Here is a 25,075-nt window from a genome sequence, read left to right on the forward strand (position 1 = left end):
CCGGTACTGCGCCCGAGCAGTTCCTGGCGCCTACTCGATCACAATCAGCAGGTCCCCGCCCTGCACCTGGCCTACGGCGGAGACGGCCAGCCGGGAAATCGTCCCCGCCACGGGCGCTGTAATAGACGCTTCCATCTTCATGGCTTCAATTGTGGCAACAGTATCTCCGGCTGCCACAGTCGCGCCCAGAGCCACGGTCAAGGTGACGGCCCCCGCGAAGGGGGCCGCAACATGCCCGGGCCGGCCGGCGTCGGCCTTTTCGGCAGCTGTGACGTTACTGACGACTGACCTGTCACGCACCACGACAGGCCGAGACTGTCCATTCAGGGTGCACATCACTGTCCGCATGCCCTTTTCGTCAGGTTCAGAAACGGCCTCCAACGAGGCGATCAGACGAACACCTTTCTCCAGCGCTATGACGTGTTCCTGTCCCCGCTGCAGTCCATAGAGGTAGTCCCGAGTATCCAGCACTGAGATGTTGCCGTAACTCTCTAGGCTTTTTTCGTAGTCCTTGGTGGGTCCGGCAAAAAGCAGCCGGTTGAGCGTCTGCTGCCGGGTCCTGGAATCACCCTGGAGTGCCGCACTGTCCTCGGAACTCAGCTCGACGTCCCGGATTTTTACGGTGCGCCCCTGCAGTGCCTTGGTGCGGAAGGGCTCAGGCCAGCCTCCCGGCGGATCACCCAGCTCACCGGACAGGAATCCTATGACAGAATCCGGGATGTCATAGTTCTGCGGATTCTCGTTGAAGTCAGCCGGATCAGCGTTGAGGCCCACCAGGTGCAGGGCGAGGTCACCGACCACCTTTGACGACGGAGTGACCTTGACGAGCCTGCCCAGAATGCGGTCGGCAGCTGTGTACATGTCCTCAATGGCCTCGAAGCGCTCACCGAGGCCGAGGGCAATAGCCTGCTGACGCAGGTTCGACAACTGGCCACCGGGAATTTCGTGCTGATAAACCCGGCCGGTGGGTCCCGCAAGACCAGATTCAAAAGGCGCGTAAACCCGGCGGACTGCCTCCCAGTAGGGTTCCAGCGAACAGACCGACGCCAGATTCAGACCTGTATCACGGGGCGTGTGTACCAGCGCTGCCACCAGGGCAGATGCCGCAGGCTGGCTGGTGGTGCCGGCCAGGGACGCTGATGCTACATCCACAGCATCCACACCTGCATCAATGGCAGCCATCAGCGTTGCCAGCTGCCCACCTGCGGTGTCATGCGTGTGCAGGTGGACCGGCAGATCAAAGCGCTCCCGCAGTGCCGCGACAAGCTTGGCGGCAGCCGCTGGCCGCAACAGGCCGGCCATGTCCTTGATAGCAAGGATGTGGGCCCCTGCATCGACAATCTTTTGGGCCAGGTCGAGGTAGTAGTCCAGGGTGTAGAGGTTTTCGTCTGGGTCAAGCAGATCGCCTGTATAGCAAAGGGCAACCTCGGCCACGGTGGTTCCCGTTGCACGGACTGCACGGATGGCTGGGGCCATCTGCTCCACATCGTTCAGGGCGTCAAAAATCCGGAAAATATCAATGCCGCTCGCCGCGGCCTCTGCCACAAAGGCCGTGGTGACCTCTTCCGGATAGGGCGTGTATCCGACGGTATTGCGGCCGCGGAGCAGCATCTGCAGGCAGACATTCGGGAGTGCTTTACGCAGCGCCACCAGCCTGTCCCAGGGATCCTCGCCTAGGAATCTGAGGGCTACATCGTACGTAGCACCACCCCAGGCTTCCACAGAGAACAGTTCTGGCATGAGGGCTGAAACTGCCGGTCCGGCTGCCACCAGGTCACGGGTTCGAACCCGGGTGGCAAGAAGTGATTGGTGGGCATCCCGGAACGTGGTGTCGGTGACGGCCACGGCAGTCTGTTCACGGAGTGCGGCCGAAAATTTCTCCGGTCCCATTTCCAGCAACCGCTGGCGCGTTCCCTGCGATGCCACGGCGTCCGGGAGCGGGGGCAACTTTTCAAGTGGATCGGAATGGACTGGCAGTTCACCGTTGGGTTTATTGACCGTTACTTCGGCAAGCCACGTCAGCAGTTTGGTGCCGCGGTCCGCAGAAACCCGCGAGTTGAGCAGTTCTGGCCGCTCCTCGATAAAGGACGTGGCGACATTTCCTGCGATGAAGTCCGGATCATCCAGGACAGCCTGCAGGAACGGAATGTTGGTAGATACCCCCCGGATGCGAAATTCGGCGAGGGCACGACGTGCACGTGCCACGGCCGCTGGATAGTCACGGCCACGGCAGGTGAGCTTGACCAGCAAGGAGTCGAAGTGGGGGCTGATCTCCGCGCCAGAGTAGACAGTCCCACCGTCCAAACGCACTCCAGCTCCGCCCGCAGACCGGTAGCCAGTGATCTTTCCAACGTCCGGCCGGAATCCGTTGGCAGGGTCCTCTGTGGTGATACGGGATTGCAGGGCCGCTCCCCGGAGTTTGACTGTCTCCTGGGATAGCCCCAGCTCTTCAAGGGTCTCGCCGGCTGCGATGCGCAGCTGGGCCTGGACCAGATCGACGTCTGTCACCTCTTCCGTGACAGTGTGCTCCACTTGGATACGTGGGTTCATTTCAATGAACACGTGTTGGCCCGCACGTTCCCCCACTGTGTCCACCAGGAACTCCACTGTTCCAGCGTTGACGTAGTTCAAGGCTTTCGCGAATTTCACGGCGTCGCTGTAGAGGGCCTGGCGGATGCCCTCGTCGAGGTTGGGTGCGGGAGCAATCTCAATGACTTTTTGATGCCTGCGCTGGATTGAACAGTCCCGCTCAAAGAGGTGCATCACATTGCCCTGGGCATCAGCCAGGATCTGCACCTCAATATGGCGGGGCCGCAGGACGGCCTGCTCCAGGAACATGGTGGGGTCCCCAAATGCCGCATCGGCTTCCCGCATTGCTGCCTGCAGCGCCTCTGGCAGGGCTTCGCGCGTCTCGACACGACGCATGCCACGACCTCCACCACCTGCCACCGCCTTGGCAAAGATTGGAAACCCGATCTGGTCTGCGGCAGCAATAAGTTCGTCCACGTCCCTGGACGGTGCGCTGGAGTTCAACACCGGAACACCTGCACGGCGGGCAGCCGCAAGCGCCTCCACCTTGTTTCCAGCGAGTTCAAGGACATCAGCTGGCGGTCCCACGAACGTGATGCCGGCCTCTTCCGCCGCCCGGGCCAACTCCGGATTCTCTGAGAGAAAACCATACCCGGGGTAGATGGCGTCCGCCCCGGATTCCTTGGCAACCCTAATGACTTCAGCTATATCAAGGTAGGCACGGACCGGATGCCCTTCTTCGCCTATGAGATAAGCCTCCCCGGCCTTCTGTCGGTGGATGGAATTGCGATCCTCATAGGGGAAGACTGCGACTGTTTTGGCCCCGAGCTCATACCCTGCGCGGAAAGCGCGGATGGCAATCTCCCCACGGTTGGCCACCAAAATCTTCGAAAACATACTTCTCCTGCACCTGGGCGGATGAATCGGTGAATGTGCTCACAGTGTCCAAGACGGTGGCCGGTCTGCACAAACCAATGTGGCAACCATCACATGAAGAACCGTCATCTCCAGTGTAGTTACAGCACGCCGCGGATGGACGGAACGCCCGCATCATGGGACCACGCAGGCGCCGAGCCGTGCCGGAGTGCGAGATCGCGGGTTTCACTTCAGCCGCACCATATGATGGTGTAGGGCGTTTTCTAGCTTGGTTCCGGCCAGGCTGGGGCCCGGCTGTCCAGGGGACAGCTCCTGAACATTGCAACCGGCGTTAGGTCTTGGGTTTTCACGTGCAAGTAGTCAGCATCAGCAGCCTCAAGGGCGGGGTGGGTAAAACCTCCGTCACAACGGGACTCGCGTCCGCCGCGCTTGCTGCGGGAATCCCCACCCTTGTGGTGGACCTGGACCCGCATGCGGATGCCACTACGGCGCTGGGGGTAGTTTCCGGCGAAAGGCTGGACATTGGCCGGATGCTCAAACGGCCGCGGCGGGCCAATCTGGCTGAGAACGTAGCAGTCAGTGGATGGGCGTCCCGGAACCGGGCCACAGCTTCCGCAGAGGCCATCCTGGATGTGGCAGTTGGCTCCGCATTTTCCGGCATCTACGATCGGCCGGACCTTGGCCGACGCGACCTGCGGCGGTTGAACACCATCATTGCCGAAACGCAGAAGTATGACCTGATACTGATCGACTGCCCGCCATCCCTCAACGGCCTGACCAGGATGGCCTGGTCAGCGAGCACCAGGGTGGCACTCGTTGCCGAGCCCGGACTTTTCTCGGTTGCTGGAACAGAACGCACCATGCGTGCCATGCAGCTCTTTCGGCAGGAATTTGCTCCCAACCTTGCGCCTGCGGGCATTGTTGCAAACCGCGTCCGGACCGGATCCTCCGAACATATCTTCCGACTTGCAGAAATGGAGTCGATGTTCGGCGATCTGCTTCTTCAGCCACGAATTCCAGAGCAGGCAAACTGGCAGCAGATCCAGGGAGCAGCACATCCAATTCATCAGTGGCCCGGCGAGTCGGCAAAGAACGCGGCGGCACTTTTTGACCTGTTGCTGAAAAACCTTTTGGCCTCGGGCACCAGTCGTCAGCCCAGGGAACCACGGCGGGGCTAGGACAGCCTGGGCGCTCCACCACCGTCGCATCACCAGCAACAGATCAGCCTTAAAGCACGAATGCCCCTGCGACTGCAGGAGCATTCGGTGTTATAAATCTTTCAGCTGATTTTGCGGGATACCCTGCGTTTGCTGAGTTCATCGTCGGGAAAGGACTGTTCCAGGGCGTGTTCGCTGGGAAGCGAGGCCAACGTGCCCTCCACTTCGCGCCAGACTCGGCCAACGGCAATCCCGAAGACACCTTGTCCGCCCTGCACCAGATCGATAACCTCATCAGCCGACGTGCACTCGTAGACACTTGCACCGTCACTCATCAGGGTGATCTGGGCCAAGTCTTCCACACCGCGTTCGCGAAGATGTTCTACGGCAGATCGGATCTGCTGGAGCGACACTCCAGTGTCCAGCAGCCGTTTGACGACTTTGAGGACAAGGATGTCTCGAAACCCGTAGAGCCGCTGTGAACCCGAGCCAGCAGCGCCTCGGACAGCAGGCTCCACCAGCCCGGTCCGTGCCCAGTAATCCAGTTGGCGATACGTGATCCCGGCCGCCTTGCAGGCGGTGGGCCCGCGGTACCCTGCGTCTTCATCCAGAACGGGGAGATCCTCGGTAAAGAGCAGCCCTTGGGCGCCCTTGACGGGAACCGACGAGCCAGCTCCGGAGGGTTGCTTCAACCCTCCTGCTTCGCCTGTGGGACTCACCTGGATCCTCCTTGTAGTCTGCTCCCGAAGATGTGCTGCCAGTCCGGCATGAAATCATGCCTCGGACGTTATGCGCTGGGCACCGCCGGGACTGTACACCTCAGTGTGACCGGCACGGCTGCTGCAAGCAACGGGAACTTGATATCTCCGACGTTAGGCCCGTAAAGAGACAAGGTCAAAGACGTCGGGGGCATTGTCCCGGCGTGTCGAAACTTTCAGCCTCAACTTTAACCTTAACGTGACCTAGCGCCCGAAATCTTCGGGTTCCACATCGTCCAAAAACTCGCGGAAACGTCGCAGCTCACGCTCTTCATCCTGCGTGGCTGGCCCTCCCTGTGTCTCTTCGCCGTCATCGTGCTCAGTGATGTGGACGCCAGCTTCTTCCATCACGTTGTCGGCGCACCAAATGCGGCACCGGGCGCGGAGCGCAACGGCGAGGGCATCGGAAGCCCGAGAGCTGACAGTCGTCCCGTTTTCAAAAGTCAACTGTCCATAAAAGACGCTGTCTTCGACCGCCACGATTGAGACGCCAACAATGGCGTGACCGAGGGACTCCACCACGTCGACCAGGAGATCGTGGGTCATGGGCCTGGGTGGAACCACGCCCTGCTGAGCCAGCGCAATGGCGCTTGCCTCAGCTGTTCCAATCCAGATGGGAACATGACGTGCTCCCTCGACCTCCCGAAGCAGCACCAGAGGCTGGTTTGAGGGAAGCTCGATCCGAACGCCGACGATCTCCACCTCAATCATCTAGAAGTCCATCCTGGAAATGTGGTCCTGAACCAAAGCCCTGTGCAATGAGAGGCAAAGATCGCTGATTTCACGGGCCGCCTCAGCGGCACGAGCCTGGGACGCAGCGTCCTTGCGGGACGTCAGCGGCGCAACTGCCCGCTCAACCAGGCCGAACTCGCGCTCAGCGGCCGCCTGGAACGGCCGGAGATGACGCGGCTCCAGGCCGTGACCCTCCAGCTGGACGCAGGCTCGGGCGACCTGCAGTGCGTGCTCATCAAACATCCCCTGCGAGTGGCCAATGAGACCAAAACTTAGCAAAGATTCCAGAAGGGGAACGCTCGCCCCCGATTCCGTCCGCAACTGTTCCTCCGTAAGGCGCCGGCCGCGCCGCGCGAGCTCGGCAGCCATCTCATCCGAGACAATCCTCGGGGACACCACGACGCCGGGGGGCAGGTTTTCAGGCCTCTCCCCCCTGTCAATGGCGTCAAGATAGTCCTTGATGACCTTGAGTGGCAGATACTGGTCGCGCTGGAGGGAAAGGACAAACCGAAGCCGCTCTACATCCGACTCCGCATACTGCCGATATCCCGCTGGGGTCCGCCGCGGGGTAATGAGGCCCTTTTCCTCCAGGAACCGGATTTTGGACGCGGTCATGGTGGGGAAATCTCCACTCAGCTGACCGAGGACCTCACCAATGTTGAGGACCTGCGGCCCACGACGTTGCGCATGTGCCATCACCACAGGCAGATACTCCGGGATCAGGCGCGGCCTGCTGCGCGGGCAGGACTCAGGTAGAAGGTGAGGCGGAATTTGCCGATCTGGACTTCACTACCGGAGCGCAGTTCCACGCTGTCAACACGGTCCTGATTGACGTAGGTGCCGTTCAGGCTGCCTGTGTCCACGACGCTGAAGCCGCGCTCGGTCCGGCGGAATTCGACATGGCGCCGGGAGACAGTGACATCGTCTAGGAAGATGTCCGCGTCCGGATGACGCCCGGCGGAGGTTACGTCGGAGTCCAGCAAGAACCGCGCACCAGCGTTGGGGCCACTGTGTGCTACCAGCAGCGCCGAATCGGCCGGAAGGGCTTCAACTGCGGCTCCTTCTTCGGTGGAAAGTTGAGGAGCTATACCCTGCTCTGCAGCGGGGGCCGTAATGTGGATCGAGGTGGTGTCGGATTCCGATACCTGTCCATCGATGCCAGGGTGCTGTTCTTGGCCAGCCAAAAGGGTCCTCCTCAGTCGTTGCGTCTCGCTTGAGCGCAATCATCACGGTGCACTGGGCCTTCCGCAGGCCCGGGCTGGGCTTTTCGAGACCACGCTGACGTGCGGGGACGCCAGAGGATGGTCAGGTAAAAACCCAGTAGGTTCAGCCTACCTGCTGTTCGTAGTCCGCTGCACTGAGCAGTGACCCCAGGTCCGCTGGATCGGCCAACCTGATTTCAAGAAGCCAGCCTTTTCCGTAGGGATCGCTGTTGATCAGGGCGGAATCAGTGTCCAGTTCTTCATTGCGGGCCACTACTTCTCCAGCAAGCGGGGCAAAAATGTCACTGACGCTCTTGGTGGATTCGACTTCTCCCACTACTTCCTTGGCTTTGACCTCTGTGCCGGGTTCAGGCATCTGCGCGTAGACAACGTCGCCTAGGGCATCCTGCGCAAAGTCAGTGATGCCCACACGGACAACGCCCTCGGAGCTCGGCGCTGAAACCCACTCGTGCTCTGCCGTGTAGGTCAAGTCTGCTGGAATCGTGCTCATCAAAGGGCCTTTCGTTGGTACTTTGCCGGGTCGCGAGGGCCAGATAAACGGTCCACCGCACAAAGTATAGGCGTTTCCGTCGGGATCGTTTCAGATCGCTTCAGTTGCAGGCAGAAGGGCTACAGAAGCACGCTCTTCATGGCTGCAGGGGCCGGGTATAGAATTCCTGAGGCGCCTGCACCGCTAGGCAGCGCGTACTTCCACGATGCCCTTGTCAGCGCCCGCGCCGCCAAAGAGGATCAGCTGGTTGGCGATCTTATCGGTGAAGAATCTGTCATGGCTGACCACCACCACGGCTCCCGGGAAATGCAGAAGCGCTCGCTCCATCACCTGTGTGCTGGAAAGGTCCAGATGGTTAGTGGGCTCATCGAGCAGGAGCACCGAGGCCCCGGACAGCAGGCACTGTGCCATGGCTACGCGCGCACGTTGTCCACCGGAGAGTTCACGGAGGCGTTTCTTCTTGTCCGCCTCCGAAAAAGCGAACATGGACAGGAACCTGCCCACTGACTTCCGGGTTGCTGTCAGCGCAAGGCTGTCCGGCATGGCATTGACAGCGTGGGTGAGCGTATCGTCATCGTCCAGGTCTTCAAGAACTTTGTTGTAGGAGATCACTCGGGCCCCTCCCGCCCATGCCACAGTGCCTGTGTCGGCGGATTCCTCGCCGGTGAGAACGCGGAGCAGGGTACTCTTGCCGCTGCCGTTGGCACCCCGGACCACTATCCTGTTGCCTCGACGTATCTCGAAGTCAACACCCGAAAAGAGCGTCCGGTCTCCGTAACCCTTGCCCAGCCCGTTTACACGGCACAGGACATCCTTGACATGCAGGCCCCGGTAGATCTCGGTGATGATCTCATCAACCGGACGTGGTGCGCGTGACTTCTTGATACCGGCCAACTGCTTGCCAAGGTTCCGCCCGCCCCCTTTGGCAGCCTCGCGCCGGTCAGCGATCCCTTCGGCTTCAAAGGCCAGCAGCTCCGACTCATGGACAAACTGGGCTTCCAGGGTCTTGAGCCGGAACTGCTTTGCAATGATGTACTCGCCGAAGTTGCCCGGATATTCGTGCAGGTGGAAGTTCTCGACCTCGATGATGCGTGTGGCGACAACGTCCAGGAACCTGCGATCGTGCGAGACAATGACGGCTGCACCCTTGAAGTCCCGGAACCAGGATTCCAGCCACTCAACACCCTGGACGTCAAGGAAGTTCGTGGGTTCATCAAGGAGCAGTACATCCGGCTCCTCAAGGATGATCTTTGCCAGCGCGGCACGGTTGCGCCATCCACCGGAAAGCTCGTCTATGGCGCAGATCCTATGCGCGGGCGTAAAGCCAAGAGTGGTCAGTACCTGGTCGATTCGCCGGGGATAGTCCCATCCGTCCAGCCGATCCATCTCCTCGAAGAGTTCAGCCTGGCGGATGATCATCCTGTCCTGCTCGGGTCCGCCGGCGGGATCGGCGGCAATGGCAGCATCGATGGACGCCAGCTCCGCTTCGACGGCGTGGACATCACCGAAGAGACCATCAAGGACCTCCGTGATGGTGGCCGTCCCATCAAGCTCCGAGAACTGGGAGAAGTAGCCAATGCGCGTTCCCTCGTCCACGGCCACCGTGCCAGAGTCCGGCTGGACCTGATCCAGGACAAGTTTCAGCAGGGTGGTCTTGCCGGAGCCATTGCGCCCGATAAGGCCTACGCGGTCTTTCTTCTCCAGCCGGAAAAACGCCTCGCGGAGAATCGGCGTCTTTTCAAAACTGACGTGGACATCGTTCAAACGGATCAGGCTCATGCGAACTGACCTCTCGTGTGTGGTTAAACAGAAAAGCACCCGATGATCGGATGCTTTTCCTGTGCGGTCGGGCTGACAGGATTTGAACCTGCGACCCCTTGACCCCCAGTCAAGTGCGCTACCAAGCTGCGCTACAGCCCGCTGATTCCGCCGTTCTCCGCTGCGCAATGGTCCCGGATTGCTCCAAGAACCTCACTCAGCAGTCCGGCCGAACCACCTAGAAGAGCTTACACGATCCACGGGGGTGCCAATGACACTTCCCGCTGTGCAACTCCCCAGAATCTACAATCAGCGCTTTTTGCCGCGCTTTTCGCGGACACGCATGTTGACTTCGATGGGTGTTCCCTCGAAGCCGAACGTCTCACGCAACCGTCGGGTGATGAACCTGCGGTATCCCGGGTCCAAGAACCCTGTGGTGAACAGAACAAATTTTGGCGGGCGGCTAGAGGCCTGCGTGCCAAAGAGAATACGGGGCTGCTTGCCACCGCGAACCGGGTGCGGGTGTGCCGCCACCAGTTCGCCAAGGAACGCGTTGAGGCGTCCGGTGGGGATGCGTTTGTCCCAGTTCTCCAGAGCCAGGTCAAGCGCAGGCACCAGACGGTCCTTGTGCCATCCGGTCAGTGCTGAAATGTTGACTCGGGGAGCCCATGCGACGTGGGCGAGGTCCTGCTCGATTTCACGCTCCAGATACGTGCGGCGTTCATCGTCCAGCAGGTCCCACTTATTAAACGCCAGGACCATGGCTCGGCCGGACTCAATGGCCAACTGCAAGATGCGGACGTCCTGTTCGCTGAGGACTTCGTCCACAGCAAGGAGCACGACGGCAACCTCTGCCTTCTCCAGCGCGGCCTGCGTCCGGAGGGAGGCGTAGTAGTCGGCACCCTGTGCCATGTGTTGGCGGCGGCGGATTCCTGCCGTGTCGACGAAGCGCCAGGTGCGGTCTCCCAGTTCGATGAACTCGTCCACGGGATCACGGGTAGTGCCAGCGGTGTTGTCAACAACAACGCGCTCGGATCCGGCAAGCTTGTTCAACAGAGAGGATTTGCCCACGTTGGGGCGCCCGATCAGCGCGATCCTGCGCGGGCCACCGGAGCGCTCCACACCCTCAATGGTCGAAAATTCCGGCAGGGTGTTGATCACGTGGTCCAGGAGGTCGGCCACCCCACGGCCGTGCAGCGCCGATACCGGATAGGGTTCGCCGAAGCCAAGGCCCCAGAGGGATGCGGAGTCTGCCTCCTGGGCGAAGTCATCAACCTTGTTGGCGACCATAATGACGGGCTTCTTGCTGCGGCGGAGCATCCGCATGACGCCCTCATCCGTTGCGGTCGCCCCCACGGCGGAGTCCACAACAAACAGCACAGCATCAGCCATCTCGACGGCCATTTCAGCCTGTTCGGCGACACGGGCGTGAATACCCCTGGCATCGTGTTCCCAACCACCTGTGTCTACCAGGGTGAACTTCTGGCCATTCCACTCGGCGGCGTACATGACACGGTCCCGGGTGACGCCGGGGGTATCTTCAACGACTGCTTCGCGGCGGCCAAGGATACGGTTTACGAGAGTTGATTTACCCACGTTGGGCCGGCCAATGATGGCCAGGACGGGATCGAGCCGGGCGGGACCGTCAAAGTCCTCATCGTCGTACTCGCCGCTCAACAGGGCGGCGTCGTCCTCATCGAGGTCGTAGTCTTCAAGGCCAGCCCGGAGCGAGGCCGCGCGGACATCGGCTTCCTCGTCACCGATGGCTGCCAGCCTCTCAACCACCTGGTCGGTGCCGCTGGGGTTGTAATCGTCGTCGCCGGTTCCGGAGTGGCTGGAGGTTTGAGTCGTATCGCTCATAACACGTTCCTTAAAGGGTCATCTGCCGGCGTCCCGGCTACTGCTTGAAAAATGGTGCGGTCATCCGTGCGGGGAAGTTCCTGCCCGCTGGCCGCAATGGCGTCCTGAATATTGCCGGCCAGGGCGGCACGGATGTCTGCCGCTGCCCTGTCCATTGAAACACGCCCGGATTCCCCGGGCTGGCGGGAGACCGTAAACGGCTCCCCAAACTGAACGTGGAGGCGCCGTCCTGGCCTGGGCACGGAGTCCACGTGCTCGACTCCCTGCCTGGTTCCCAGAATGGCTACCGGAACAACCTGCGCCGAAGAATTAAGGGCAAGCCAAGCAACCCCATTGCTGATGGCGCCAGCTTGGCCCCCACCCCGGGTCCCCTCTGGAAGAATGCCGATGCAATGGCCAGCATCCAGGACACTCTTGCAGCGCTGCAGCGCAGCACGGTCGCCGGAACGGTCCACGGGGAGCTGGCCACTGGCGCGCAGTACCACTCCGAGGAATCCCTTAAACATCTCTTTCTTGACAAGGATGTGCATGGGCCGTGGCGCGGCGCCGAACATCACTGGCCCGTCCAGGAAACTGATGTGGTTAGCCGCGAAAATAACGGGACCCCGGGACGGTACAGTGCTGCGGCCGACCACTCTGGTGCGGTAGACCACGTGGTCAAGGACCCAGCCGACAGGGCGACTCCACAGGATGGTCCAACGCCCCGGAATGTCTCGCTCAGTCACGGTTCAGGATCCTGACGACAATCTCTAGCGCAGCATCCACTGTCTCGGCAAAGTCCAACTCGGAGGAATCAAGCGTCACAACACCGTCAGCCGCTTGGGTGAAGTTCACCACCGCGGAGTCTTTGGCATCCCTGCCCGTTACCTGGAGGGCAAGCTGCTCGGCGCTCTGCGTGCCACCCAACTGGATACCACGACGCCGGAGCCTGGCCTCTTCGCTTGCCGTCAGCAGCATGCGTACTTCAGCTCCGGGGGCCACCACCGTGGTGATGTCCCTGCCCTCCACCACAATCCTGCGGTGGTGTTCCTCGATGGTTGCCCGCATCCGTCGAATCAGCTCAGTGCGTGCACCCAGCGTGGTGGCAACGGCACTGACGGCAGCGGAGATGACTGGTTCGCGGATGGCCTCGGTGACGTCAGTTCCGGCCACACGCACAAATTCGTCGTCGGCCGACGTACTGATGTCCAAGGGAAAGTCCCTTGCTGCCTGTTCCACAGCAACAGCGTCTTTGACATCGATGCCCTGCTCCAAGGCGAACCATGTGAGTGCGCGGTACATGGCACCTGAATCCAAGTACGCCACATGAAGGCGGCGTGCTACCTCTTTGCTGACACTGGATTTGCCGGATCCGGAGGGCCCGTCAATGGCCACGACGAGCGGACGCCCCACCCGCAGGGACGCCAGCGCGTCAAAAAGTTCCTTGGCCATTACTGCAGCACCTGCCATCCTCTGTCGTTCAATGCTTCGATCAGGTGATCGTGTGTGTTCGGCATGACGGAAATTTCCACCATGCCCTTGTTCTGTCCCGAGGAATGATCCAGTCGGAGATCTTCGAGGTTGACGCCAATTTCGCCAATCTCCGTGAGGAGTCGAGCGATTTGTCCCGGCCTGTCGTCCACCAGGACAGTCAGCCATGAGTACGCCTGGGGCGGGGCTCCGTGTTTCCCAGGAATACGCTGCTGGCCAGCATTGCCCTCGCTGATCAGCTGGGCAAGGTCCAGCCGGGCACCGTCAGCATATGGATCCTCCAGGGTGCCAATCAGACGATCCAGGTCTGTCCTGACCCCGTAGAGAACCTCCACCACTTTGGCGGCGTTTGCCCCAAGGATCTGGACCCAGAGCGTCGGATCACTCGCGGCTATCCGAGTCACATCGCGCAGGCCATTGCCCGCGAGCGAGAGTGCATGCAGGGGTGTCCCCTGCAGCCTGCTCGCCAAAAGTGATGACATGACTTGCGGGAGGTGCGACACCAGCGCCACAGCCTGATCATGCTCCTCGGGCGAGAGCACGGAGACCACTGCACCTAGGTCTGCTGCGAGGGCTTTCGCAGCAGTCAGGGCCCGGGGTGCCGTTTCTTCCGAAGGGCACACCACCCATGGCATGGACGTAAACAGCTCACCGCGCGCTGCGACTGGCCCTGATTTTTCCCGGCCAGCCATCGGGTGGGTTCCCACATAGCGTGAAAGATCCACTTTCCGGCACCGCAGAGCCGCCTCAATGTCGACCTTCACGCTGGCAATGTCCACGACCGTGGCAGTGGGGTACGCAAAAAGCGCGGCAGTGACGACGTCGGCCGTCACATCCGGTGGAGCAGCCACCACCACCAGCTCAGGGGTTACCTGAGCTGGCTCGGCCAGGGGCTGGCCAGCCCCAATGTCAACGGCAACTGCCTGGTTGGTGGGAGAGGGATCCGAGAGGAAAACCTCTAGGCCACGGCCACGGAGTCCCAGCCCAATGCTGGCGCCAAGGAGTCCAGTGCCCAGCACCACCACGGGTCCAGTCAGCTGACCGGGACCCTGGGCAACGAAGGCGGACATTCCCTACAGCCCCACGGACGACAGCAGGTGGCCGACTTCCTGCTTCCCGAGGTTGCGGATGCTGCCCTGGCGCTGGTCGCCAAGCCCGATGGGCCCGACCTTCACTCGGACCAGGCGGATCACGGGGAACCCGACCTCATCGAAAAGCCGGCGGACAATCCGGTTTTTACCGGAGTGCAACACAACCTCGATCAATACGTGGCCCGGCGTGGAATCGACCAAGCGAAAAGAGTCGACGGAAGCGATGCCGTCTTCGAGTTCGACACCGGCCTTGAGCTGCGCACCGATGCCCTGCGGGAACGGACCGCGAACCTGGACCAGGTAGGTTTTGGGAACCTCGTAGGACGGGTGGGTGAGCCGGTTGGCCAACTCTCCGTCATTGGTCAGCAGCAGCAGGCCTTCGGTGGCGACGTCCAAGCGCCCCACGTGGAAAAGCCGCTCACCATTGGTGTTCCGGACAAAGTCGCTGATGCACTGACGCCCCTCGGGGTCCTCCATAGTGGAGACAACGCCCTTGGGCTTGTTGAACACCATGTACACAAGGCTGTCGTCCAGCTGGATCCTGATGCCGTCAACATGGATGACGGCAGTCGATGGGTCCACCCGGACACCGAGCTCGGTGGTCACCTGGCCATCGACTTCAACACGGCCCTCGGCGATCATTTCCTCGCATACCCGGCGTGATGCGACGCCAGCCTGGGCCATGACCTTCTGCAGTCGGGTACCGTCGGCGTCGTGGAGTTCAGACTGGGGAACGTCGCCACGCGGGCCGCGTTTCCGGGACGGTTTGCGGACGGGTCCAAGGTTTTGGCCGAACCGCTCGCTACCGAACGCTTTGGTGCCGAAGGTCTTGGCCGACGTCGAACGCGGTTTCGGCTTGAGTGCACCGGGAGTCCCCGGGACTTTCCCTGCACCTGGTTTGCGGGCGCCGGGCCGACGGGCTCCTGCCCCTGCCGGTCCTCGCTCCCGGCCAACGGCGGCAGCGCTGTCCTGGGGCTGCTCGTCCGGATCGATGAAACGCTCCTCGCGCGGCCTCGGAGCCTTGTAGGGTCGCTCGCCCTGGGTGAATCCACCCTTGAAGCCGCCCGGTTTGCGACCGGCGCCACCAGCGGCGGAGCCGCCCTGGGCCGGACGCCCCTGGGTTGGCTTTCCTGCGGTCGGCTTGCCCTGCGCCGGCCTGCCTGTTGAGTTTCGTCCAGAACTGTTGCGTCCCGAACCGTTACGTGGTGAACCCTGGCGTCCCGCCTGTGTCATGACCCGTCCTTCGTTGATGATGCCCGATCAGGGGTGTCTGTAGACAACCCTAACCAGCCGGGCAGTTTTCGTCTGCCCTGAAATGTGATGATAGGTGGCGTAACCGCCTAGATGGTGCCGGCGTCGTAGAACTCCGCAATCCCGTCCAGCCCTGGAAGATGGGGCGAGAGTTGGGGCAACTCGGCAACAGACCCGATCCCCATCCTTTCAAGGAAATGGGATGTGGTCCGGTACAGGATGGCTCCAGACTCGGGATCAGTACCCGAATCTTCAATCAATCCACGCTGAGTCAGCGTCCGCACGACAGAGTCGACATTGACTCCTCGAATTGCAGACACCCTGGCCCGCGAAACGGGCTGCCGATAGGCGACGACTGCAAGAGTTTCCAGAGCCGCCTGCGTCAGGCGTGCCGTCTGCCCATCTAGGACAAAAGTGCCCACAATGTCGGCAAATTCAGCACGCGAGTAGATCCGCCACCCGCCGGCAACAGTCCGCAATTCAAATCCCCGGGGCACTGGAGCTGGGGCATGGTGATGCACCGTTTCCGGATCCGGGGAACTTCCAGTATAGCCGTCATAGTCCCGTTGCAGTTCCGTCAGAAGAAGTTCGACGTCGGCAACTCCGAGTCCCAGCCCGGCGGCAAGTTGGCTGGCACTTGCTGGCTGGTCGATGACCATCAGGACAGCTTCCAAGGCTGCCTTGGCGCGGCCGGGCCGAACCCCACCATCTCCGACGTCCGGGAACGCCTCGTGCCCTAGCGATTCCTGACTCACGTCTGTCCCTCGAATTCCTCGCTCAGATGGTCACTGGACCACTCGTGGATACCAGCCCTCCAGTGGACACCGAGCTCCCCCAGCGGCGCAACCTGGTCAAATCCCACGGCCCGGTCGCGGTACATCTCCAGGAGCGCCAGGAACCGTGCCACCACCACCAAGGTTGATTCAGCATCAGCAATCAGGGCCCGGAAGGACAGGGGATGCCCCTCCCGGAGCCGCAGGCCCAGGAGTTCGGCTTGTTCGCGGACGCTGACGGTTCCGCCGTGCAGGTGCGCCAGGCCAACCTCTGTGGGTTGGGGAACCTTCGGCAACAGCGCTTTGCTGGCCAGGGCCGCGAACTGCTCCGGCGTGTGCCGCCACACCAGATCCGGCAGCATGGCGGCGAAATGTTCCTCGAGCCCCACTGCCCTGGGAAATCGCTGGGCCTCATCCTCCAGCGTGTCCCCCAGCAGTACAGCAACATGCTTGAAAGCCCGGTATTGCAGCAGCCTTGCAAACAGCAGGTCGCGGGCTTCAAGAAGTGCGAAGTCTTCGTCGTCATCCACCGCACCTGCTGGGAGCAGTCTCGCAGCCTTGAGGTCCAGGAGAGTTGCCGCGATCACCAGGAATTCGCTGGCCTCATCCAAAGCCCAGTCGGTGCCGATCTCCTGGAATCCGCGGATGTACCTGATGAACTCATCGGTCACGGTGGCAATGGCCACTTCCGTGATATCCAGCTGGTGCTTTGCAATCAGGCCTAGGAGCAGATCGAAGGGGCCAGTGAAGTTGGCGAGTCGAACCTCGAAGCCGGCCTTGAGCTCAGCCATGGGAAGTTACGGCGCCCCTCCGCGGGAAATCAGTTCCTTGGCGAGCCTGCGGTAGGCATCAGCGCCAATATGGTTACCGGCATAGCTGGTGATGGGCTCGGCGGCCACTGTGGCGTCAGCAAACTTGATTGACCGTTTGATGACGGTTTCGAAAACCTTGTCGCCGAATGCCTCAACAAGGCGGGTGATGACTTCCCGGCTATGAAGGGTCCGTGCGTCGTACATGGTGGCCAGGACACCATCAACCTGCAGGCGCGGATTGAGCCTGTCCTGTACTTTGTCGATGGTCTCGACCAGGAGCGCCACCGCCCGGAGAGCGAAGAACTCGCAGATCAGGGGAATGATGACGCCATGGGCGGCAGTCAGTGCGTTGACTGTCAGGAGGCCAAGGGATGGTTGGCAGTCGATGAGAACGACGTCGTATTCGTCTTCTACCTTTTTCAGCGCGCGGTCCAGGACTTGCTCACGGGCGACTTCGTTGACCAGCTGCACCTCTGCTGCCGAAAGGTCAATGTTGGCCGGCAAGAGATCAATATTCTCTGTTCCCGTGTGCTGGATGGCGTCGCGGATGTCGACCTTGCGGTCCATCAAGACGTTGTACACGGTGAGATCAAGCTCGTGGGGGTTGGTGCCCAAACCGGCGGAGAGCGCCCCTTGCGGGTCAAAGTCCACCACCAAGACTTTGCGGCCGAACTCCGCCAGTGCAGCGGCGAGGTTGATGGTGGAGGTGGTTTTCCCCACTCCGCCCTTCTGGTTAACCATGGCAATGACCCTGGCAGGACCGTGGGAAGACAGCGGCGTTGGTTCAGGGAATTCGCGGTACGGCCTGCCAGTTGGACCCATGACGGCGTCTTCCAGCTCGTCTCCCGCACCCTCCAGCGTCACTGCACCCTGCTCGCTGCTCACGTATCTATCCACACTTTCAATGACGTTGACTGTCCATGCGCTGAATCTTCGGCGCCGACCTTTCCTGCCCACCACGTTACAGCCCAGCCGTCCCGAATTCCTGTTACTGCTGGATCCCTTTCCGTGAGCCTTGACTCTCTGGTAAAGGTCGAAGGTTCCTGTCAGGGGCTGGTTCACGAGACACCCAACAGCCCCCGCGGGCAGTGTCCGCGGGGGCTGTTGGGTAGGCATGAACTGACGTGGCGCGATCGGGCTGTCCGTAACCGGGCTCGGTTCAGGCTGGTGGGGTCAGGCGTTGGCCGGCACCCGGTCTGTTTCCTTTTCCTGGCGTTCGGTTGTCTCCGGAACATCGTGGCCAGCGATCATGGTCTGCTCATCAAACGGAGCAGTACCGTTCAGGACCTTTTCAACCTGGACCGTGTCAATCTCTTTGACCCAGGTGCCCACCAGGACAGTGGCCACGGCGTTGCCGGTGAAGTTGGTCAATGCGCGCGCTTCCGACATGAACCGGTCGATACCAACAATGATGCCAACACCGCCAAGGAGCTCGGGCCGGTGTGCCTGCAGTCCCGCGGCAAGGGTGGCAAGGCCTGCTCCTGTGACACCGGCGGCACCCTTGGAAGCGATGATCATGAAGATCAGCAGCGAAACCTGCGATCCGAGGTCAAGCGGAGTGCCCATGGCGTTAGCGACAAAAAGCGAAGCCATGGTCAGGTAGATGGCAGTGCCATCGAGGTTGAAGGAGTATCCCGTGGGAACTGTTACCCCAACGACCGGCTTCGAGACACCCAGGTGCTCCATTTTGGCAATCAGGCGGGGAAGAGCTGCCTCGGACGAAGATGTGGAGAAGATCAGCAGGTACTCACGGCCCAGATACTTCATGAGCTTGAAGATATTGAACCCCGTGACCACCTTGAGCAGGCCGCCCAGGATAACAACAATGAACAGTGCGCAGGTGACGTAGAAGGCAATCATCAGCGTCAGCATGCTCACGATCGCCTGGAACCCTGTGGCACCGACGACGGCCGCGATAGCACCGAAGGCACCAACGGGAGCAAGCCACATCACCATGATCAGCACCCGGAAGACCAGCGCCTGTGCGTGCCCGATTGCCTTGAGGATCGGAGTCCCCTGCGGACCCATTTTCTGCAGGGCAAAGCCCACCAGGATGGCTGCAAGGAGTGTCGGCAGGACCGGGATTGAACCTGGGATGATACCCAAAAGGAAAGCCGCGGTGGGGTCCAGCGCAGCTGGCTTCGCAGGATCATAGGGCGTGAGCTTGAGGCCCTCGCCCGGGTGGATCATGTTGCCGACCACGAGGCCGATGGCGAGCGCGAAGGTCGACATGATCATGAAGTAACCAAGCGCCAACCCACCAACCTTGCCGACAGTCGCGGCTTTGGCAATGGAGCCAATTCCCAGCACAATGGTGCAGAAGATCACCGGGCCGATCATCATCTTGATCAGACTGATGAACCCGTCGCCCAGCGGCTTGAGTGATTTGCCGACCTCGGGGAACATGAGGCCTACGAGAGCTCCAAGTATCACCGCAGCTATCACGGCAATGTAGAGGTAGTGCGACTTGTCGAGGCCCTTACGGCGCTTCTTCAGCGTCGGCAGCGACTCTCCTCGTTGAGAGGCCATGGCGTATCTCCTTGTTAATGTTTCTGATGGGGCGCGGTGCGCTGTTTCAATGCCCAGCCCACCATCCTGTGTGATATCCATCATTAGGTAGGCAGTGAGCTGGCTCACTGTTGCGTTCATATTGGTCGCAGAAAGGTGCTGATGATCCAGCGTTGGAGCATTGCGAGGCGACTTTTTGTCGCGAACCTGTTGCTTGTCATTTCTTTCCTTGCCATTGCCGGGGCCGCAACGTTCGTCGATGCGCGGGACCGCACCTACGACGAAGCCGGGGCTCGGATGAGGGGGATCGCCGTCACTGTAGCCGCCAATCCACTGGTTCTCAGTGCGGCAGAAAGTGCTGATCCGTCTGCGGTACTGCAGCCGTACGCCCAGGAGATCACAGCCTCGGCGGGGGTGGATTTTGTGACGATCATGGCGCCGGACCGGACCCGGTGGACCCACCCCAGGGAAGAAGAACTAGGTAAGCCCTACATAGGCTCCATTGATGCAGCGTTGGCTGGTCAGGTACTGACAGAGGTAACCACAGGAACGTTGGGTCCTTCGGTGCGGACCATCGCTCCGGTGCTGGACGAGGAAGGAAAAGTCCGCGCACTGGTGGCCGCCGGCATCACGGTCCGGGCGGTCGACATCGCCCTGACGTCCCGGCTACCCGCACTTGTGGGGGTAGGAGCCGCCCTGCTCGTTGGCGGGTCGCTGCTTGCCTGGCTGCTCGGCACGTATCTGCGGAAAGTGACACGTGGTTGGGGGCCTGAACAGCTCGCCCAGCTTTTCAGTTACTACGAGTCGGTGTTGCACTCCGTACGCGAGGGGCTGCTCCTGATCGACACCCGTGGCCGCGTGGTCATGTACAACGACCAGGCCGCCGAGCTGCTGGGCCTGGCCCCCTCCGAAGCCGCAGATCCAACCAATCCTCCTGCGCTGAGGAATCTCCCCCTCTCCGACGGGCTCCTGGAGCTTTTTGAATCAGGCCGCACCGTCCATGATGAAATTGTGCTGGCCGGACCAAGGATTCTGGTCATCAACCAACGTCCAGCCCACGGCCCGGCGCGCTCTGGTGCACGGCAACGGACAGCAACCTACGGAACAGTGGCAACACTGAGGGACCGGACGGAAATTGAGGCGCTGGGCAGCGAGCTGGAAACCATGAAGACGCTTTCTGATGCCCTCCGCGCCCAGACCCACGAACATGCGAATAGGTTGCACACCATGGTTTCGCTCATGGAGTTGGGGCGCACCCAGGATGCCCTTGATTATGCTACCCAGGACCTTGCCCTGAGCCAGCAACTCACAGACGACATGTTGAGGTCCGTGGATGAGCCCGTTCTGGGAGCCTTGGTCATGGGAAAAGTAGCGGAGGCGCACGAGCGAGGGGTGCACCTAGATGTCTCTACAGTGGGATCCGGGGCGGTGGAAGGGATCCACGTCCAGGATCTGGTGACAATCCTTGGTAACCTGCTGGACAACGCCATCGATGCGGCGGCTGACGGCCCTGCGCCACGGCGAGTGGACCTGGTCGTGGAGTCGGATCCCGAAGGGTTGGACATTGTGGTCCATGATTCAGGCTCCCCGCTGGAACCAGGGGCATTGGACACAATCTTCAGGCACGGTTACAGCACCAAGTCAGCGGGTCCGCTGGGGCGCGGAATAGGCCTGGCACTGGTACGTCAGGCAGTCCAGCGCCTGGGCGGAACGCTGACGCTCAATGGACGACGTGGCGCAAAGTTTGAGGTCTTCCTTCCGGCAGCCCTCCCCCAGCAGCAGAAAAAGGAGCATCGCCCGTGAGCCATATTCGGGTCCTCATCGTTGAGGACGAGGCCATCGCGTCGGCTGCCCACGCAGCCTATATTGCCAGGTTGGAAGGTTTTGTCGTGGCAGGCACAGCACCTGATGGCCAGTCTGCGCTGCGGCTTTTGGGTGAGATGGCCGCAGCCGCAAAGCCTGTGGAACTGGTGCTCCTGGACATGAATCTCCCCGACCTGCACGGCCTGGACATCGCGCGGCGGATGCACAGCGCCGGACTCTTTGCCGACATCATTGCCATCACAGCTGTCCGCGAACTGGCAGTTGTGCGCAGCGCTGTATCAGTTGGCGTCGTGCAGTACCTCATCAAGCCCTTTACTTTTGCAACATTCGCCGAAAAACTCTCCAACTACCGCTCCTTCAGGTTGCAGCTGGCCTCTCCGGAACCTGGTTCCGGACAGGCTCCGGCTTCACAGAACGACGTCGATCAGGCCTTCGCGAGCCTCCGCACACCCTCCGAGTCACCGCTGCCCAAAGGACTGGCACCCTCCACCCTGGATGCAGTGAGTTCTTTCCTGAAAGCGCAGACCGCAGCCGTCTCCGCCACGCAGGTGATGGATCCGCTGGGCATGTCCAGAGTCACTGCAAGGCGTTACCTGGAGTTCCTAGCAGACTCGGGGTCCGTCTCGCGCTCAGCGCGCTACGGGACCCCCGGCCGTCCCGAGAATGAGTACCTGTGGACGGGAAGGCAATCCCCGAAAGGCTGATAGTCGCGCCTTTCTGTATACACAGGTCACTTCAATGAGTCGTCGAAAGCTAGTTGTAGAAGAACATTGCTGTCGGCACTAGCTCTCTCACTCCTGAATGTATACACTCGAGGGGACGAGGAGGAGCAACGATGCGCGCCAGCGACAAAGCATACAAAGCCCTGCGCACTGACATCCTGGAGTGGCGGCTCCCCCCTGGATCAGTCCTTGCAGAAGTGGAGCAGGCAGCCCGGCTAGGCATCTCCCGAACTCCGCTCCGGGAGGCCCTCGGCAGGCTCAGCGCAGAAGGACTGACTACTCCGGGACGGCGTGGCGTGGTGGTGACCTCCATTTCACTGGCGGACATCGACGACCTTTTCGAAGTCCGCGGCACCCTCGAGGTCAAGGCTGCGAGCTTCGCAGCGCAGCGCGGTGACCGCTCAGTTTTTGCCGCACTCCATCCTGAGCTCCTGCGAGCGCCTCTCCTGTTGACGCCCGCCGATCCTTTCCGCACCGACTACTACGACCTGGTGGCCCGGCTCGATGCCGCAATTGACGACGCAACCACCAACACCTACCTTGTCAGTGCCATCCGCGGACTCCGCGTCCATCTGGCCAGGGTGCGGCGCTTGGCAGCCAACGACGTCGAACGCCTCACGGAGGCCGCAGCCGAACATGCGGCAATCGCTGAGGCAATCGCCGCAGGTAACCCTGACTTCGCCACGGCCGCCACCACCGTCCACCTGCACCGCAGTCTTTCGCACATCAAAGCCACACATCGAGAGGAACCCCATGGTTGAGCTCCACCCCGTCCGCGTCTATTCGAGCGACGAAAAACTGGCCCGCGAGGACCAGCTGGCCCACAAGATCGCCCGGGTCGCGGCTGATCCCGTTCCGGTCACCGACGACGTCACGGACATGGTCATCAACCGCATCATTGACAACGCATCCGTGGCGGTTGCCTCCCTCAACCGGGCCCCCATCATTTCCGCCCGGGCCCAGGCGCTCAGCCATGCTGCCAGCACCGGAGGACGCGGCGCCGGGATCTTCGGCGTAGGCGGGCGAGTCTCCCCCGAGTGGGCAGCCTGGGCCAACGGTGTGGCCGTCAGGGAGCTCGACTACCACGACACTTTCCTGGCAGCAGACTACTCGCATCCTGGCGACAACATCCCACCATTGCTGGCCGTTGCCCAGCATGCCGGGCTCAGCGGAGCCGACCTCATCCGCGGTATCGCCACGGGCTACGAGATCCAGGTGAACCTGGTCAAGGCCATCTGCCTGCACAAGCACAAGATTGACCATGTGGCCCATCTGGGCCCCTCAGCCGCTGCTGGCCTGGGTACGCTCCTGGGGCTCGACGTCGAGACAATCTTCCAGTCCATCGGCCAGGCACTGCATACGACGACTGCAACGCGTCAGTCGCGCAAGGGAGAAATCTCCACCTGGAAGGCCCATGCACCGGCCTTCGCCGGCAAAATGGCAGTGGAAGCCGTTGACCGAGCCATGCGCGGACAGACGTCCCCCGTACCCATTTATGAGGGTGAGGACGGTGTCATCGCCTGGATGCTTGACGGTCCCGAGGCAGCATATGAGATCCCCCTTCCCGCAGCTGGCGAAGCCAAACGGGCCATCCTGGACACCTATACCAAAGAACACTCGGCGGAGTATCAGGCACAGGCCTGGATCGACCTGGCCCGTAAGCTCCACGACGAGCACCCGGAAACGGCCGATCCCGCGAACGTGGCCACCATCCTCATCCGGACTAGCCACCACACGCACTTTGTCATCGGTTCCGGAGCCAACGACCCCCAGAAGTACGATCCCAGCGCCAGCCGCGAGACCCTGGACCACTCGATTCCATACATTTTTGCCGTCGCACTCCAGGACGGCTCCTGGCATCACGTGGATTCCTATACGCCGGAACGCGCGGCCCGCCCGGACACTGTTGCGCTGTGGCACAAGGTCACCACTGAGGAGGATCCGGAGTGGACGCGCCGTTACCACTCACTGGACATCGCCGAGAAGGCTTTTGGCGGCTCAGTAGTGATAACGCTGACGGACGGCACGGTGATTGAGGACCAGATTGCCGTGGCTGATGCACACCCCCTCGGCGCCAGGCCCTTTGCCCGGGAACAATACATCCACAAGTTCCGGACCCTGGCGGAAGGTTTGCTGGACCAGGCAGAAATCGACAGGTTCCTCGCCGCCGTCGAACGTCTCCCGCAGTTGGAGGCCGGTGAACTCGATCAGCTGAACCTCACTGCTGCCGACGGTGTCATTGATCTCGCTGCCGCACCGGCTGGACTCTTCTGATGCTGTACTCGAATGTCACAGCAGAAGAAAAACGACGTCGGCTTCGGGCGCTGCTGGACAGTGGCACTACCGCCCAGTTCCCCGGGGCCTTCAACCCCCTGTCCGCCAGGCTCATTGAGGAAAAAGGTTTCGCTGGTGTCTACATCTCTGGCGCAGTACTCGCAAACGACCTGGGCCTGCCGGATATCGGGCTGACAACCCTCACCGAGGTGGCCACCCGGGCGGGCCAGATTGCACGGATGACCGACCTCCCTTCGCTGGTGGACGCGGATACGGGTTTTGGTGAACCCATGAACGTGGCCCGGACCATTCAGGAACTGGAAAATGCAGGCCTGGCCGGATGCCATATCGAGGACCAGTTCAATCCCAAGCGGTGCGGACACCTTGACGGCAAAAACGTGGTGGACTCCGATACAGCCGCCAAACGCATTCGGGCGGCCGCCGACGCCCGACGGGATCCCAACTTCCTGATCATGGCAAGGACCGACATCCGGGCCGTTGACGGTCTGGAAGCTGCCACCACCCGAGCCCGCGAGCTAGTGCAGGCGGGCGCGGACGCCATTTTCCCAGAGGCGATGCGCACGCTTGAGGAGTTCCAGGCCATTCGCGACGCAGTGGAGGTGCCCATCTTGGCCAACATGACCGAGTTCGGCAAGAGCGAGCTCTTCACTCTCGAGCAGCTACAGGGCGTCGGCGTCAATCTGGTGATTTATCCGGTCACGCTGCTTCGTAGTGCAATGGGCGCCGCCGAGCGTACCCTTGACTCAATCGCAGCAGACGGAACGCAGGAATCGCAGGTCAGCTCCATGCTCACGCGGTCCCGGCTGTACGATCTGGTGGATTACCAGGCCTACGATCACTTCGACAGCAACGTGTTCAACTTTCAGGTCCCAGGTACTAACTGACCTGCAGATCACCGGCCCCGGCAGCAGCACGGGACCGACCCCACGGAACAAAGGAGTTTCCC

22 protein-coding genes and 1 tRNA gene are annotated in these 25,075 nt (G+C 61.4%); 6 read left to right on the forward strand and 17 right to left on the reverse strand.

Annotated features, from left to right (window positions below; translation table 11 throughout):
* Positions 1–30: 30 nt before the first annotated feature.
* A complete protein-coding gene (locus tag QMG79_RS07670) occupies positions 31–3,426 on the reverse strand; it encodes a pyruvate carboxylase (protein ID WP_283537963.1) in 3,396 nt (1,131 codons plus the stop codon).
* 329 nt (positions 3,427–3,755) lie between these two features.
* Between QMG79_RS07670 and QMG79_RS07675 the strand changes: the two genes are divergently transcribed.
* On the forward strand, positions 3,756–4,583 hold the full coding sequence (locus QMG79_RS07675) for a ParA family protein (RefSeq protein ID WP_283537964.1): 828 nt from the start codon (positions 3,756–3,758) through the stop codon (positions 4,581–4,583).
* A gap of 101 nt (positions 4,584–4,684) precedes the next feature.
* On the opposite strand, the gene QMG79_RS07680 is transcribed toward QMG79_RS07675, so the two are convergent.
* The 16 genes from QMG79_RS07680 to QMG79_RS07755 form a co-directional block, all read right to left on the reverse strand.
* Positions 4,685–5,281 carry a MerR family transcriptional regulator gene (locus QMG79_RS07680; protein WP_502934711.1) on the reverse strand — a complete coding sequence of 199 codons (597 nt, stop codon included), beginning with the start codon at positions 5,279–5,281 and terminating at the stop codon, positions 4,685–4,687.
* Positions 5,282–5,524: 243 nt separating this feature from the next.
* A complete protein-coding gene (locus QMG79_RS07685; protein ID WP_283537965.1) occupies positions 5,525–6,031 on the reverse strand; it encodes a bifunctional nuclease family protein in 507 nt (168 codons plus the stop codon).
* The gene (gene ftsR, locus QMG79_RS07690) at positions 6,032–6,748 is read right to left on the reverse strand and encodes a transcriptional regulator FtsR (RefSeq protein WP_283538048.1); all 717 of its coding nucleotides are present in this window, start codon (positions 6,746–6,748) and stop codon (positions 6,032–6,034) included.
* Between the two features lie 23 nt (positions 6,749–6,771).
* Positions 6,772–7,236 (reverse strand): FHA domain-containing protein, encoded by a 465-nt coding sequence (locus QMG79_RS07695; protein ID WP_283537966.1) that lies wholly within the window; start codon positions 7,234–7,236, stop codon positions 6,772–6,774.
* A 142-nt stretch (positions 7,237–7,378) separates the two neighbouring features.
* Entirely contained in the window at positions 7,379–7,765 is a 387-nt protein-coding gene (gcvH, locus tag QMG79_RS07700) for a glycine cleavage system protein GcvH (protein ID WP_283537967.1), read from the reverse strand.
* Positions 7,766–7,948: 183 nt separating this feature from the next.
* On the reverse strand, positions 7,949–9,544 hold the full coding sequence (locus tag QMG79_RS07705) for an ABC-F family ATP-binding cassette domain-containing protein (protein ID WP_283537968.1): 1,596 nt from the start codon (positions 9,542–9,544) through the stop codon (positions 7,949–7,951).
* A 67-nt stretch (positions 9,545–9,611) separates the two neighbouring features.
* Positions 9,612–9,685: transfer RNA gene (locus tag QMG79_RS07710), tRNA-Pro, on the reverse strand.
* A 147-nt stretch (positions 9,686–9,832) separates the two neighbouring features.
* Positions 9,833–11,383, reverse strand: a complete 1,551-nt coding sequence (gene der / locus QMG79_RS07715; RefSeq protein WP_283537969.1) for a ribosome biogenesis GTPase Der — start codon at positions 11,381–11,383, stop codon at positions 9,833–9,835.
* Entirely contained in the window at positions 11,380–12,108 is a 729-nt protein-coding gene (locus tag QMG79_RS07720; RefSeq protein ID WP_283537970.1) for a lysophospholipid acyltransferase family protein, read from the reverse strand. The genes der and QMG79_RS07720 overlap by 4 nt, the downstream gene beginning before the upstream one ends.
* Positions 12,101–12,814, reverse strand: a complete 714-nt coding sequence (cmk, locus tag QMG79_RS07725; RefSeq protein ID WP_283537971.1) for a (d)CMP kinase — start codon at positions 12,812–12,814, stop codon at positions 12,101–12,103. Before cmk ends, QMG79_RS07720 begins: the two co-directional genes overlap by 8 nt.
* Positions 12,814–13,923 (reverse strand): prephenate dehydrogenase, encoded by a 1,110-nt coding sequence (locus QMG79_RS07730; RefSeq protein WP_283537972.1) that lies wholly within the window; start codon positions 13,921–13,923, stop codon positions 12,814–12,816. Before QMG79_RS07730 ends, cmk begins: the two co-directional genes overlap by 1 nt.
* A 3-nt stretch (positions 13,924–13,926) precedes the next feature.
* Entirely contained in the window at positions 13,927–15,177 is a 1,251-nt protein-coding gene (locus tag QMG79_RS07735; protein ID WP_283537973.1) for a pseudouridine synthase, read from the reverse strand.
* A 107-nt stretch (positions 15,178–15,284) separates the two neighbouring features.
* Positions 15,285–15,854: an SMC-Scp complex subunit ScpB gene (gene scpB, locus QMG79_RS07740; RefSeq protein ID WP_349357255.1), complete on the reverse strand. Its 570-nt coding sequence runs from the start codon at positions 15,852–15,854 to the stop codon at positions 15,285–15,287.
* Between the two features lie 92 nt (positions 15,855–15,946).
* Complete coding sequence (locus tag QMG79_RS07745; protein ID WP_283537975.1) at positions 15,947–16,759, reverse strand: segregation and condensation protein A; 813 nt, start codon at positions 16,757–16,759, stop codon at positions 15,947–15,949.
* 6 nt (positions 16,760–16,765) lie between these two features.
* The gene (locus QMG79_RS07750; protein ID WP_283537976.1) at positions 16,766–17,665 is read right to left on the reverse strand and encodes a ParA family protein; all 900 of its coding nucleotides are present in this window, start codon (positions 17,663–17,665) and stop codon (positions 16,766–16,768) included.
* 288 nt (positions 17,666–17,953) lie between these two features.
* Positions 17,954–19,309 carry a cation:dicarboxylate symporter family transporter gene (locus QMG79_RS07755; RefSeq protein WP_283537977.1) on the reverse strand — a complete coding sequence of 452 codons (1,356 nt, stop codon included), beginning with the start codon at positions 19,307–19,309 and terminating at the stop codon, positions 17,954–17,956.
* A gap of 141 nt (positions 19,310–19,450) precedes the next feature.
* Here QMG79_RS07755 and QMG79_RS07760 point away from each other — a divergent pair, with 141 nt between their 5' ends.
* The 5 genes from QMG79_RS07760 (at position 19,451) to prpB (ending at position 25,013) form a co-directional block, all read left to right on the forward strand.
* Positions 19,451–21,091: a sensor histidine kinase gene (locus QMG79_RS07760; protein WP_283537978.1), complete on the forward strand. Its 1,641-nt coding sequence runs from the start codon at positions 19,451–19,453 to the stop codon at positions 21,089–21,091.
* A complete protein-coding gene (locus tag QMG79_RS07765) occupies positions 21,088–21,816 on the forward strand; it encodes a response regulator (RefSeq protein ID WP_283537979.1) in 729 nt (242 codons plus the stop codon). Before QMG79_RS07760 ends, QMG79_RS07765 begins: the two co-directional genes overlap by 4 nt.
* A gap of 131 nt (positions 21,817–21,947) precedes the next feature.
* The gene (locus QMG79_RS07770) at positions 21,948–22,595 is read left to right on the forward strand and encodes a GntR family transcriptional regulator (RefSeq protein ID WP_283537980.1); all 648 of its coding nucleotides are present in this window, start codon (positions 21,948–21,950) and stop codon (positions 22,593–22,595) included.
* Positions 22,588–24,108 carry an MmgE/PrpD family protein gene (locus tag QMG79_RS07775; RefSeq protein WP_283537981.1) on the forward strand — a complete coding sequence of 507 codons (1,521 nt, stop codon included), beginning with the start codon at positions 22,588–22,590 and terminating at the stop codon, positions 24,106–24,108. Before QMG79_RS07770 ends, QMG79_RS07775 begins: the two co-directional genes overlap by 8 nt.
* On the forward strand, positions 24,108–25,013 hold the full coding sequence (gene prpB, locus QMG79_RS07780; RefSeq protein ID WP_283537982.1) for a methylisocitrate lyase: 906 nt from the start codon (positions 24,108–24,110) through the stop codon (positions 25,011–25,013). Before QMG79_RS07775 ends, prpB begins: the two co-directional genes overlap by 1 nt.
* Positions 25,014–25,075 lie beyond the last annotated feature (62 nt).

Origin of the sequence: Pseudarthrobacter sp. PS3-L1 (assembly GCF_030063285.1) — a bacterium.
In the GTDB taxonomy this organism is placed as follows: Bacteria; Actinomycetota; Actinomycetes; order Actinomycetales; family Micrococcaceae; genus Arthrobacter.